At 59.3% G+C, this 12,337-nt stretch carries 15 protein-coding genes; 9 read left to right on the forward strand and 6 right to left on the reverse strand.

The features are described 5' to 3' along the window. Genes BJ917_RS11365 through BJ917_RS11375 form a run of 3 tightly spaced genes read left to right on the forward strand, consistent with a single transcriptional unit; the run spans position 1 to position 2,255 of the window. Positions 1 to 1,017, forward strand: a complete 1,017-nt coding sequence (locus BJ917_RS11365; protein ID WP_096510251.1) for an aldo/keto reductase — start codon at positions 1 to 3, stop codon at positions 1,015 to 1,017. A gap of 2 nt (positions 1,018 to 1,019) precedes the next feature. Then, positions 1,020 to 1,817: an SDR family NAD(P)-dependent oxidoreductase gene (locus tag BJ917_RS11370; protein ID WP_096510252.1), complete on the forward strand. Its 798-nt coding sequence runs from the start codon at positions 1,020 to 1,022 to the stop codon at positions 1,815 to 1,817. 27 nt (positions 1,818 to 1,844) lie between these two features. Beyond that, entirely contained in the window at positions 1,845 to 2,255 is a 411-nt protein-coding gene (locus BJ917_RS11375) for an SRPBCC family protein (protein WP_121103388.1), read from the forward strand. 117 nt (positions 2,256 to 2,372) lie between these two features. On the opposite strand, the gene BJ917_RS11380 is transcribed toward BJ917_RS11375, so the two are convergent. Together BJ917_RS11380 and BJ917_RS11385 are read right to left on the reverse strand one after the other, a co-directional pair. Next, the gene (locus BJ917_RS11380; protein WP_096510254.1) at positions 2,373 to 3,767 is read right to left on the reverse strand and encodes a HAMP domain-containing sensor histidine kinase; all 1,395 of its coding nucleotides are present in this window, start codon (positions 3,765 to 3,767) and stop codon (positions 2,373 to 2,375) included. After that, positions 3,745 to 4,428, reverse strand: a complete 684-nt coding sequence (locus BJ917_RS11385) for a response regulator transcription factor (protein WP_096510255.1) — start codon at positions 4,426 to 4,428, stop codon at positions 3,745 to 3,747. Before BJ917_RS11385 ends, BJ917_RS11380 begins: the two co-directional genes overlap by 23 nt. 350 nt (positions 4,429 to 4,778) lie before the next feature. Between BJ917_RS11385 and BJ917_RS11390 the strand changes: the two genes are divergently transcribed. Further along, on the forward strand, positions 4,779 to 5,711 hold the full coding sequence (locus BJ917_RS11390; RefSeq protein ID WP_121103389.1) for a hypothetical protein: 933 nt from the start codon (positions 4,779 to 4,781) through the stop codon (positions 5,709 to 5,711). A 257-nt stretch (positions 5,712 to 5,968) separates the two neighbouring features. Here BJ917_RS11390 and BJ917_RS11395 read toward each other — a convergent pair whose 3' ends face one another. Further along, complete coding sequence (locus BJ917_RS11395) at positions 5,969 to 6,580, reverse strand: glutathione S-transferase (RefSeq protein ID WP_121103390.1); 612 nt, start codon at positions 6,578 to 6,580, stop codon at positions 5,969 to 5,971. A 364-nt stretch (positions 6,581 to 6,944) separates the two neighbouring features. Between BJ917_RS11395 and BJ917_RS11400 the strand changes: the two genes are divergently transcribed. From BJ917_RS11400 to BJ917_RS11420, 3 genes are all read left to right on the forward strand, one after another. After that, positions 6,945 to 7,349, forward strand: coding sequence for a TraR/DksA C4-type zinc finger protein (locus BJ917_RS11400; RefSeq protein WP_007935965.1), 405 nt, complete (start codon positions 6,945 to 6,947; stop codon positions 7,347 to 7,349). Positions 7,350 to 7,937: 588 nt separating this feature from the next. Continuing rightward, positions 7,938 to 9,161, forward strand: a complete 1,224-nt coding sequence (locus BJ917_RS11405; RefSeq protein WP_372237717.1) for a methyl-accepting chemotaxis protein — start codon at positions 7,938 to 7,940, stop codon at positions 9,159 to 9,161. Between the two features lie 808 nt (positions 9,162 to 9,969). After that, entirely contained in the window at positions 9,970 to 10,173 is a 204-nt protein-coding gene (locus BJ917_RS11420) for a hypothetical protein (protein WP_096510258.1), read from the forward strand. Between the two features lie 8 nt (positions 10,174 to 10,181). Here BJ917_RS11420 and BJ917_RS11425 read toward each other — a convergent pair whose 3' ends face one another. The 3 genes from BJ917_RS11425 to BJ917_RS11435 all read right to left on the reverse strand — a co-directional run bounded on the left by BJ917_RS11425 (position 10,182) and on the right by BJ917_RS11435 (position 11,183). Then, positions 10,182 to 10,421: a DUF2789 domain-containing protein gene (locus tag BJ917_RS11425; protein ID WP_096510259.1), complete on the reverse strand. Its 240-nt coding sequence runs from the start codon at positions 10,419 to 10,421 to the stop codon at positions 10,182 to 10,184. 134 nt (positions 10,422 to 10,555) lie between these two features. After that, positions 10,556 to 10,786: a hypothetical protein gene (locus tag BJ917_RS11430; RefSeq protein WP_096510260.1), complete on the reverse strand. Its 231-nt coding sequence runs from the start codon at positions 10,784 to 10,786 to the stop codon at positions 10,556 to 10,558. A gap of 160 nt (positions 10,787 to 10,946) precedes the next feature. Further along, complete coding sequence (locus BJ917_RS11435; RefSeq protein ID WP_096515305.1) at positions 10,947 to 11,183, reverse strand: hypothetical protein; 237 nt, start codon at positions 11,181 to 11,183, stop codon at positions 10,947 to 10,949. A gap of 431 nt (positions 11,184 to 11,614) precedes the next feature. On the opposite strand from BJ917_RS11435, the gene BJ917_RS11440 reads away from it, so the two are divergent. Together BJ917_RS11440 and BJ917_RS11445 are read left to right on the forward strand one after the other, a co-directional pair. Beyond that, a complete protein-coding gene (locus BJ917_RS11440; RefSeq protein WP_172901582.1) occupies positions 11,615 to 12,064 on the forward strand; it encodes a hypothetical protein in 450 nt (149 codons plus the stop codon). Further along, complete coding sequence (locus BJ917_RS11445) at positions 12,064 to 12,267, forward strand: hypothetical protein (RefSeq protein WP_121103393.1); 204 nt, start codon at positions 12,064 to 12,066, stop codon at positions 12,265 to 12,267. Before BJ917_RS11440 ends, BJ917_RS11445 begins: the two co-directional genes overlap by 1 nt. Positions 12,268 to 12,337: the final 70 nt, after the last annotated feature.

A 12,337-nucleotide genomic window follows, 5' to 3' on the forward strand; every position in this document is an offset into this window, starting at 1 on the left:
ATGAGCTTGAAAGACAAACTGCCCGGCGCGCTGGGTTTTGGCACCGCCCCTCTGGGCAACATGTTCCGCGCCATCCCCGAGGAAGAAGCGCAAGCCACCGTCCATGCCGCCTGGAATGCCGGTGTGCGTTACTTCGATACCGCGCCGTTCTACGGTTCGGGGCTGTCGGAAATTCGCCTCGGCGAAGCACTGTCCCGTTACAACCGTGACGACTATGTACTGAGCAGCAAAGTTGGCCGGGTGATTCTCGACGAAGTCGAAGACGCCGCCGCCCGCGATCTCGGTGAGAAGAGCGGGGTGTTCGAGCACGGTCGCCCGAACAAGATCGTCAACGACTACAGTGCCGACGCGACGATGCGTTCGATCGAAGACAGCCTCAAGCGCCTGCAAACCGATCGCCTGGACATTGTCTGGGTGCATGACATCGCCCAGGATTTCTACGGTGATCAATGGCTGGAGTATTTCAATCAGGCCCGTACCGGTGCCTTCAAAGTGCTGACCCGCCTGCGTGAAGAAGGCGTGATCAAGGGCTGGGGCCTGGGCGTGAACAAGGTTGAGCCGTGCGAACTGACCCTGGACCTGAGCGAAGCGCAGCCGGACGGTTTCCTGCTGGCCGGTCGCTACACGCTGCTGGACCATGATCGCGCCTTGCAGCGCCTGATGGACGCAGCGCTGGCGCAGAACGTCGAGATCGTGGTCGGCGGTCCGTACAGCTCGGGCATCCTCGCCGGTGGCGCGCACTTCGAATACCAGAAGGCCAGCCCGGCGATCATCGCCAAAGTCGAGCACATCAAACGCATTGCAGCTGCCCATGGTGTCGATATCAAAGCCGCTGCCTTGCAATTCTCCTTGGCCAATCCGGCAGTGGCGGCAGTGATTCCAGGTGCCAGCCGTCCCGAGCGGATTGCCGAAGACGTCGCCGCGTTGTCGGCGGTGATTCCCGCTGCCTTCTGGCAGGCACTGCGTGACGCGAAGCTGGTGTCCGAACGCGCCCCATTACCCATCATTGGAGCTTGAGCATGAAAATCGATCTGAGTGGAAAGCTGGCGATTGTCAGCGGCAGCACCGCCGGCATTGGTCTGGGCATCAGCAAGGCGCTGGCCGAATCCGGCGCTACGGTGGTAGTGATCGGTCGCGATTCGGCCAAGGTCGAGCAGGCGCTGGCGAGCATTCGCCAGCAAGTGCCGGGCGCTCAACTGCGCGGGCTGACTGCCGATCTCGGAACGGCCGAAGGTGCGGAAAAACTGTTCGCCGCCGAGCCACGAGCCGACATCCTGGTGAACAACCTGGGGATCTACAACGCGGTTGATTTTTTTGACACCCCCGACAGCGAGTGGACGCGGTTCTATGAGATCAACGTAATCTCCGGTGTGCGCCTGTCCCGGCATTACGTGCCGGATATGGTCAAGCAGGGCTGGGGCCGGGTGATTTTCCTGTCCTCGGAATCCGGCATCGCGATCCCGGCCGACATGCTCAATTATGGCGTGACCAAAAGCGCCAACCTGGCGGTGTCCCATGGCCTGGCCAAACGTCTGGCGGGCACCGGAGTGACAGTCAACTCGATCCTGCCCGGGCCGACCCTCACCGATGGTGTGGAGGAAATGCTCAAGGATGCTGTCGCCGCCTCTGGACGCAGCGTTCGCGAAGAAGCCGATGCCTTCGTGCGCAAGGCCCGGCCGAGCTCGATCATCCAGCGTGTGGCGGATGTCGAGGAAGTGGCGAACCTGGTGGCGTACATCGCTTCGCCGTTATCCTCGGCCACCACCGGCGCCGCCTTGCGGGTTGACGGCGGTGTCGTCGACAGCCTGGCCATCTGAACCTTTTTGATTAAGCGAGAACATTACATGGCAACAACTTCAGCATTTATCGACATCCCGGCCTCGGCTGATCAGGTCTGGCAATTGATCGGCGGCTTCAACTCGCTGCCTGACTGGCTGCCGTTCATTCCCAAAAGCGAACTCAGTGAAGGCGGACGCGTGCGCAGCCTGCAAACAGCGGACGGCGCGGTGGTGATCGAGCGGTTGCAAGCGTTCGACCATGCCGGGAAAACCTACAGCTACTCGATTGTGCAGGCGCCGTTTCCGGCGACTGATTATCTGGCGACGATCAAGGTTGAAGCGCAGGGGCAGGGTGCCCGGGTGACCTGGTCCGGCCGGTTTGAACCGGTGGGTGTGAGCGACGAGGAAGTGGTGGCGTTGTTTACCGGGATTTATCAGGGTGGACTTGAGGCATTGCGGGCCAACTACCCAACCTGATATCACCGCCGTCCCCCTGTGGGAGCGAGCCTGCTCGCGAATGCAGTCTGACATTCAACATTACTGTTGACTGACACTCCGCTTTCGCGAGCAGGCTCGCTCCCACAGGTTTTTGTATCAAGCCGGGGTAATCAAACTCTCCCGACAATCGAGCACCAACCGCGCCCCACCCAATTCACTGGTCCCGACCTCCAGCGTAAATCCATGCAGGCTGACAATCGCCGCGACAATCGACAGGCCCAACCCGAAACCGCTTTTCAGGTTACCCGCTTCGGCGCGATAGAAACGCTGGAACACCGCCACCCGTTCAGACTCTGGAATACCCGGACCGGAGTCGAGCACTTCGATGCGGGTATACCCGTGCTCATCGACCCCACGCAAAATCACCCGGCCACCGGGCGGAGTGAATTTGATCGAATTGCTCAACAGGTTCGCCACCGCCTCGAACAGCAAGGCGCGATCGCCATTGAGCGATGGCAGTGACGCCGGCAGTTGCAGTTCAAACGCCAGGCCGTCGTCCTCCGCCAGGGGCAAATAAAACTCATGCAGTTCCTGCAGCAACGACACCGGATCGAGCTGCACAAAGCCGGAACGGCGTTGGCGATCCTCCAGTTCGGAAATCCGCAGCAATCCGCGAAAACGTGCCATCAGCGTGTCGGCCTCGGCCAGCACCAGGTCAAGCTGCGTCGCTTGCGCCGAGCCTTCGCCGGCCTGTTGTTGCATGCGGTAAAGCTGCGCCCGCAAGCGGGTCAGTGGGGTGCGCAGGTCATGGGCGATGTTGTCGCACACGCCCTTGACCTCGTGCATCAGGCGCTCGATGCGTTCGAGCATGGCGTTGACGATGGCGGCAAGCATGTCCAGTTCATCGCGGCGGTTGGACAGTGGCAGGCGCCGGGTCAGGTCGCCGGCAACGATGGCTTCGGCGCTGGCCTGAATCCCGCGAATGCGCCGCAGCGGCCGGCGGCGCAGCAGGTGCCAGCCGACGATGCCCGGCAGGATGGTCAAGGTCACGCCCCAGAACAAGGCGTGGAGGATGATCCGGGTCACGGCAAATAACGAGCCGTTGTCCCGCACCAGGATCAGCCAGCGGCCGTCCTTCGTCTGGGTCGCCACCGCGTCGCAACTGTCGGCGGGCAGGGTCGGATCGTCGGACTCTGTGCAATCGTCGAGCATATGAATCATGCCGTCCAGCGGCAGGCCCTTGGGTATGTGACGCAGGGCTCCGTTGAGGTAACGATGCTCGGCATCGAACAGGCCATAGGCGTCGATGCCGCGAATGTCGAAGGTCATGCTGACGGCGAGGGCGTCCACCAATTGTTCGCCCTGGAAACGCGAAAACAGATGCTGGCGTTGCATCAGCGAGTGCTTGGCCAGGTTGTCCAGGTAAGCGGACACCTCGTAGTACATGACCCCCATGAGAATGCCGCTCCAGGTCACGAACAACGCACTGTAGAGCGCCAGCAGGCGACTGCTGGAAGAACGCCAGCCTTTAGACGGGTTCGGCAATGACATAACCCGAGCCTCGTACGGTACGAATCAACGGGACATTGCCAGGTGGGTCGATTTTCTTGCGCAGGCGTCCGATGTGCACGTCGATCAGGTTGGTACCGGGGTCGAAGTGATAGCCCCAGACCTCCTCGAAAATCATCATCCGCGACAGGATTTGCCCGGTGTTGCGCATCAGGAATTCCAGCAGCTTGTATTCAGTGGGCAGCAGCGTGAGCATCTGGCCATCGCGGCTGGCTTCGTGGCTGATCAGGTTCAACTCCAGGTCCGCCACCCGCAGCATGGTGGCCTGGGCGGTCACGGTGTTTTGCCGGCGCAGCAGGACCTCGACCCGGGCGGCCATTTCATCGGTGGCGAAGGGTTTGGTCAGGTAATCGTCGCCCCCGGCGCGCAACCCGCGCACCCGCTCGTCGACATCGGACAGGGCGCTGATCATCAGAATAGGCGTCGCCACGCCCATGGTCCGCAGGGTGGTGACGATCGCCAGGCCATCGAGCCCAGGCAACATACGGTCGAGGGTGATCAGGTCATAGTTTCCGCTGACCGCACGTTCCAGCCCCTCGCGCCCGTTGTCGACCCAGTCGACGTCGAGGCCGTGGCTGCTCAGTTCGGCGACGATTTCCCGGGCGGTCACTGCGTCGTCTTCGATGGTCAAGATGCGGGTCATGGGGCTGGCCTGATTAGATGTTCACAACGATAGGCGACATTTTGCCAAGAAATGTACGCAGGCTTTCTAAATTAAAGTTCATGGATGCTGAAAAGATCGCAGCCTTCGGCAGCTCCTACAGGGGATCGCGTTCTAAATGCAGGAGCTGCCGAAGGCTGCGATCTTTTGCTCTTCAATGCATAAAACCCGCTAAGCCTACCCGTTCGTTGCATCTTGCATGGGCGCGGGAAGTTCAATCTTTATAAGTTGCTGACGCAAGACGATTTATTCAAAAGACGTGACTGGCACGGTGACTGCAACGGCTCATTCGAGAGTTGTAACACCATCTTTCTGCCTGGAGCGATACAACGATGAATAGATCCTCTGATGGTTTCTATACCGCCATAGATGACTCGACCACGCTCTCTGGCGTGTCGTGGGGCGCGATCTTCGCCGGGGCGGCGGCAGCAGCGGCGCTGTCGCTGATACTGGTGCTGCTGGGTTTTGGCCTGGGGTTTTCCGCGGTATCGCCGTGGGCCAATGAAGGCGTTAGCGCCAAAGGGTTGGGCATCTCGACGATTGTCTGGCTGGCTTTCACGCAAATCGTTGCCTCCGGGCTCGGTGGCTACATTGCCGGCCGGCTGCGGGTGAAGTGGGCTTATATGCATGGCGACGAAGTCTATTTCCGTGACACCGCACACGGTTTTCTCGCCTGGTGCGTGGCGACACTGGTGACGGCCACGCTGGTGGCCGGTTCAGTCAGCAGTATTGTCAGCGGGGGTGTACAGGCCGGGGCGCACGTTGCCGGTGGTGCCGCCAGTGCCATGACCCAGGTCGCGGGCACGGCAGCTGCCAATACCGACAGCGATCAATACGGCTATTACATCGACAGCCTGTTTCGCGATGATCGTCCGACCGCCGTCAGCGATGATGCTGCCCGAGGCACCGTGACGCGTATCTTCATTCGTTCCTTGAACAACAATGGCCAACTGGCCGCCGAGGACCGTACCTACCTTGCACAACTTGTCGCGCAGCGGACCAACCTGACCCAGGCGGATGCCGAGCGTCGCGTCGATGAGGTCTACGCCCGCACGCAAAAAGCCGTGGCCGACACCAAACTGGCGGCACAACAAGCTGCCGACACCGCCGCCAAAGTCGCTGCCTGGACCACCTTGTGGATGTTTGTCGCGCTGTTGTTCGGCGCGTTTTTCGCCAGCCTCGCCGCAACGTTCGGCGGTCGTCGTCGGGATGCCGTGGTGTATCTGGAAACCGACACTTATGTGACCACTGCGCCTGTTCGCTAAACCAGGAGAATTATCATGCGTTCATTACTGCTGTTCTTTCTCGGCGTGCCGATCCCGATCATTATTTTGATTGCGTTGTTCATGCACTGATAGATAGTTGCGCCGCTTCCGCCTTTTGGTAGAAGCGGCCTTTTAACCTCTGGGACTGATAGTGCCTGTTGATCCATTCGCGAGCAGGCTCGCTCCCACAGGAGAATGCGATCAACTGTGGGAGCGAGCCTGCTCGCGAAGAGGTGAGATCTGACGAAGCAAATCTGTCAGTCAATCGGCGTATCGATAAACACCTCAAGCCCCTCGGCATAGTCAGTGAACGCAGCGATCCTCGGGAATTGCTCAATCGGCACCTGATCCGGCAACACATAATGGGTAAAGCTCCACGCCACCGCGAGGGTGATGCCAGCCTGGTCAATCGAGCCATCCGTTTTCAACGGTTGCTTTTCCAGTTCCCGCTCCAGCGCGTTATAGGCTGCCGCGAGTTGCCCCTCGACTCGCTCGACCCACGGCTCATATTGAATTTCCGCTGGCCGCAGGTTGCGCTCGTAATATAGCTGCACCGACTTTTCGCTCGCCGCCAGTGCCAGTCCGATCAGGCGCAACGAGCGCAGGCGCTGATTGATGCCCGTGGGCATCAAGCTGCGGTCAGGGCTGGCCAGGGTTTCCAGGTAGTCGATGATCAGGGTGGAGTCCATCAATACTTCACCATCATTCAGCACCAGGGTCGGTGCCTTGACCACCGGGTTGATTTGCTGGAACTGCTCGAAGGTCCTGAACACCGAGACCGATTCGTGCGCAAGATCGATGCCCAGTCGCTTGGCAGAGATGGCCACGCGCCGCACAAAGGGAGAATCCAGCATGCCGATCAGCTTCATTTAACCGCTCCTTGATATGGCCATTTCGGGAGGAACAACCTTAGCCGAGCCTGTGCGACCTGCAAGCGGGGGCCCTGCCGCGCAGCCGTTTGTCTTCTATATACCTCCCCTGAATGGAATTTCTTGCTATAAACGCACTCCGATATCCGCCTGGATGCCTGTCATAGAGCATTTTCGAGGCCTTGTCGGACAAATTCGCTGTCTTTTCAGTTGCTGAGGCCTCAAGTCGGCCTTAGACTGCCGCCCCTCGTAAATTGAGTGCCGGGTGGCGCTTGGAACAAATGGCGCCTTTCCGATGGCCTGCCCAGGTCCGCCGGAACGCTCCCTTATTCGCCTTAATGCACGTTTTTTTATAGAGATATCAATGACAAAGGACAAGTTGCTGGCCATGCCGGCGGATGACTACATGAATGCCGAGCAACATGCTTTTTTCTCCGAGCTGTTGCAGAACATGAAAGTCGAAACCCATGAGCGCATCGAACAGAACCGCATCGCCATCGAGAGCCTGGACACCCCGGCCGATCCGGCTGACGCGGCGTCCGTGGAAGAAGAGCGCACCTGGCTGGTGAACGCGATCGATCGCGATCAGCGCATGCTGCCTCAGTTGGAACAAGCTTTGGAGCGTATTAAAGAAGACAGCTTCGGCTGGTGCGACGACAGTGGCGAGCCTATCGGCCTCAAGCGCCTGCTGATCAGCCCGACCACCAAGTACTGCATCGAAGCTCAGGAACGTCACGAACAGATCGACAAGCACCAGCGTCAGGCCTGATTCGGCGTCGCCCCCATCGCGGGCAAGCCCACTCCCACAGGATCATCGTGAACCCTGTGGGAGCGGGCTTGCCCGCGATGCTTTTTGTCGTCCGCGAAATCTTCTGTTGATTTGCCGCAACACCCGCGACTAAAGGCTTATGGATAATGGCCTTTTGGTGGCGTTCAATGCGAAAACAACAATTAGAAGATGTTTGGGGTGATTACGATGACGAGAGACGGCTCTGCGGTTGCAGCGGTGCCTGCGCCAATACGTTTGCCGAAAAACCGCTGGCTGACACCGACGTTGCAGAGCATCGCCCTGATGCTGTTGCTATGTGGCATGACGCTCGGGGGCTGGCCGCTGTATGTTGGCCTGCCACTGGCTGTGCTGATTGTCTGGCTGCCGCGCCTGCGTTCACGCGCAGCCCCTGAAGCCGCGCCTGCCGATACGGCCGACGCCATCGGCGCGTTGACCCGCGATCTTTCCTTCACCACCAGTCATAACGCACTGTCCGCCGCCGGCGTGGCCTTTTCGGTCAAGCAACTGGCGGACAAACTGCAATCGCAACTCGACGCCGCAGCACAAATCGTCAGCAATGCCGAAGTGATGATCGCCACCGAACGGGCCACTTCGACCCTGAGTCGCGAGGCGCTTGGCGCCGCGAGTGAGGCGCACCAGAGTGGCGCGGCCGGGCGAAGCGAGTTGATCGAGTCGATTGCGCGGATGCACCGACTCAGCGAGCGGGCCAATAGCAGCCGTGAATTGATCGAAGCCCTGAGCCTGCGCAGTGACGACATCCAGCGCGTAACCCTGGTCATCCAGTCCATCGCCAGCCAGACCAACCTGTTGGCCTTGAACGCTGCAATCGAAGCGGCGCGGGCCGGAGAACACGGTCGTGGCTTTGCGGTGGTGGCCGACGAGGTGCGCGGCCTCGCCGCGCGCACGGCGACCGCGACCGGCGAAGTCGGCGAGATGGTGGCCGATATCCAGCAACGCACGGCACAAGTGGTGGAGCAGATCCGCCAGCTGTCCAGTGACCTCGACATCGGTGTCGAGCAGGTCGAGCACACCGGGCAGCACCTGGAAAACATCGCCCGCCTGGCAGCCAGCGTCGAAGGCCAGGTCGGGGAAATCGCCCGCGGCGCCGAAACCAATCGCGAACAACTCGATAGCCTGTTTCACGCCATCGAACAGATGCGCAGTGACCTGGCCATCAGCGATCAACAGACCCGGCGCCTGGCCGAGGCCGCGGTACAGATGGAAGGCCAGGCCGAAACCATCAGCGAACGCCTGGCCGAGGTTGGGTTGGACGAGTATCACCAGCGAATCTATGACTTGGCCCGGGAAGGCGCGAGTCAGATCGCGGCGCGTTTCGAAGCGGACATCGAGGCCGGTCGCGTCAGCCTCGATGACCTGTTCGACCGCAATTACCAGGCGATTGCCGGCACCAGCCCGGCCAAGTACCAGACGCGCTTCGATCGCTACACCGATCAGGTCTTGCCGGCGATCCAGGAACCGCTGTTGCCGCGCCATGAAGGCCTGGTGTTCGCGATTGCCTGTACCCAGCAGGGTTATGTGCCGACTCACAACACAGTCTTTAGCCAGCCGCTGACCGGTGACGTTCAGGTCGATACCTTGCACAACCGCACTAAACGCAAGTTTGCCGACCGCACCGGGATTCGCTGTGGCAGTCATCAGCAGGCGGTGTTGTTGCAGACCTACACGCGTGACACCGGGGAGCTGATGCATGACCTGTCGGTGCCAATTGTGGTCAGGGGGCGGCATTGGGGTGGGTTGCGGTTGGGGTATAAGCCGCAGAAGCCTCGCTAGTAGTGGGTTTGGATTTGGGGTGGTGTACATATCCGTTACTTTGGTAACGGCTGCTTAGGGTTTCGCCCTTACGGCGAGTCACTTGGAAAAGCGCCAAGTAACCAAGCGCTTTCGCCCCTTTCGTTCGGTGCCTCGCCCAGGCTCGGCATGCCCTCGCTCCGGTCCTGCTCCGTGGGCCCGCCGCGATCGGCCATCCATGGCCGGGCGCGGCTACCTCGGCATCCATGCCGAGGTGCCCACTGCGCAGAACCTGCGCTCGGCCTCCCGATGGGGCAGATCAAGATCAAGATCGAAAGCCAAAGCAGTTCGGCACTTACACAAAACTGTGGAAATAGGCGGACCTGTGGGAGCAAGCTTGCTCGCGAAAGCGGTGTGTCAGTCAACATTGATTTCGGATGTCATGCCGCCTTCGCGAGCAGGCTCGCTCCCACAGGAATTTGGTACATCTGCAAAAGACAGGTCGGCTGTCAGGCCACCTCGCGTGGGCTGTTGCGGTGCACGCCCCCACGGAGCAGGACCGGAGCGAGAGCATGCCGAGCACTAGCGAGGCACCGAACGACAGGGGCAAGAGCCCTTGGTTACTTAGGGCCGGGCGGCGTTCCGTTTTCCAAGTGACTCGCTGTAAAAGCGAAACCGTCAGTCGCCGTTACCGCAGAAACGGATATGCACACCCAATCTTTCCAATCCAGAAACCGCTGATTGTTACAACTTCGGCAACGAAGCTCTACAAAGTCGTTATTGTTTGCGCACCGCTCGACTCATTACCATACCTACATTGTTAGGTAGCTAACGGAGTTGAGGGGCCAACATGCAAACCAAAGTAGATGTCGCGGTGATGATCGGCACCGGTGTGCCCGCCAGTTTGCGAGCCTTGGGCCAGAACGTGTGCTGGGTGGTGCTGTTGAACGGCGAACGCCGGGGTACGGCATTTTCCAGTCGCGAAGAAGCGCAGGAGTGCAAGGCTGCCTGGTTGGCGCAATTGAACGCCGACATCCCGGACAGCCTGCATTGAGCCTCTGGTCAGTGTACCTGGTGCATGCGCAGGTTCAGGTCATCGACAACCCGCGCCCAGTCGGCGTCTTCACGCAACTGTTCTTTCAGGAAACCTGACTGTTGCGGGGTCCAGAACTCGGCATCGATGAGTTTTTTGTCGTCAGGCAGCGGTGAATGGCTGGCGATGAAATCGTCGATAGCGTTCTGAGTGGAGTCCAGGCCGAGCTGATCGAACAAACCTTTCAAGTCGTGGGTCGGGGATTCCATGTTCATCTCCTGGCAGGGGTGAATCGAGTTTGAAGCCTGAATGACGGCTCCCGTACTTCTGAGGGGGGCCGTGCTTCAGGAGTTCGAAATCAATATTCAAACGCAGAAGTGAGCATAGACCGCAAACCCGTCCCTCAGGCTTTCAAGGCACCGGCATCGACGGCCGCCTTGAGTTCCTTCGCAGACTCCAGGGCGGCGAGGGCGGCGGTCTCCGTGGACTTGAACCAGCGGTCTTTCTCGACCTGGTGGTAAGTTACGGTTTTCAGCGGTGGCTTGGCGCGCATGACAATCACGGCCTGGAACTCGCCATCGACCTCTCTGGCTTCGCCCCGGATAAAAAACTCGCCGATATCAAATTCCGTCACGTTGCTGCCTTCCCCTGAAAATATATTGTTGTGTTCAACGACGCCCACCGTGGCGGGACGCGATTGATTGGTCGGGCAGTATGGCAGCAGTTGCGGGCCGGCGGCTGAGTTAAGTCGTCGGCATGACGAAACGTCTCTAAGAATGAAGAGGCACCTTGTGTCAAATACGTGACTCGAGCGAGCGGGCGAGGGCGCAGGCTTCGTTATGATCGGTGCGGAAACCTCTTACATGCCCAGTGGACGTTTCCTTGATATGGAAGAACGCATTGCCGGCCAGGATCACCTGAAACCTCGGAAGAACGGGGACCTGGAACTGAAGTTCGGCGTGTTGCAACACCTCCGGACGTGGAATGGGTGGAGGTGTCAGGGTATGGGCGAAGTGTGTCAGCGTGCACATGGGAAGTCCTTTTCGTTGTTTTACCGACGTATGCACGTCGGTATGGGTAGTCTCGGTGAGCATGGCTGCTCTAGAATCACCCTCACTGGTAGGTGATCGATGTTTATCTAAAGCAATTTTCGGCTGGCGATATGTCAGAAAAGTGCTTTTTTTTAAGAGTTTTTTCCCTGAAGTCGATAGTCCGTATTTCTCTGGCCGTACAAAGGGCGTTTTCCTTCAACCTTTGACGAATGCCAGTCAGGACGAGGCGAGCGGCGTCCAGTAGTCTGCTCAAGCCTCGGGATAGATGAGCGCTCTGCCCATCAGGATCTCGACCCGGGTTTATCTGTTTACACCGTCGGCATTGCCGCTTTTTTCGGCTGTACGTTTTTTATGCGTGCAGCATCATTTTCAGATGTGGGGATGGTTCCTTGGCAGTAAGTAATCTCGATATGCATGCTTTGTTCGTGCTGGGTGATTTGCGCGCAAAGCTGGTTAAACAGTTTCAGTCACGTTTCGTTTACATCACCGAACAGAACGCCGAAGGCATCTACGTCGCCGAGATCGACACCGAATCGGCGCTGGTGGTGGATGACAAGCCGGGGCTCAAACTCAAGGTCGGTGACCATTTCAGCGCCTCGGTCCTGCCCAGTCGCGAAGGCGGCAAGCTGGAAATCAAATTCCGCGAAATCAAACTGACGGTCTACGGCCTGGGTGACTACGCCTTTGTGACCACCGCCGACGGCGAGGCCATCGTGTTCAAGGAAGGCCACAGCGCGGTGACGGTATTTGCGGCCCACCAGCAGTTGCAGGAAGGCCTGACCAAGACGCTCAAAGCCGTCACCGCCAAGGCCGCCAAGTGGCGCAAGGGCGAACTGGTGACGTTCAAGGCGAGCGAGTAATGAGCCTCACCCGCGCCGATTTCCACCAACAGAACCAGGCCAGCGCCCAGGTCGAAGCCCGGCGTTTGTTCGAGCAGAAAACGGTTCTGCGCGGAGCCTGGCTGAACTGGGTGGCGTCACAGCTTTACGAGTTGCGCCCGGCGGAATACGCCGGCATGGTCAGGCGAGAGCTGATGCGTTTGCAGGACGTTTCCGAAAATTAGTCCGATCTCCTCGAAAGCAGGAACCTCTACTACAGTCAGATGACTGAATGTTCAGAGGCTTTGCGGTCTT

The organism is Pseudomonas sp. WPR_5_2 (assembly GCF_003634475.1).
GTDB classification, from domain to species: Bacteria; Pseudomonadota; Gammaproteobacteria; order Pseudomonadales; family Pseudomonadaceae; genus Aquipseudomonas; species Aquipseudomonas izuensis.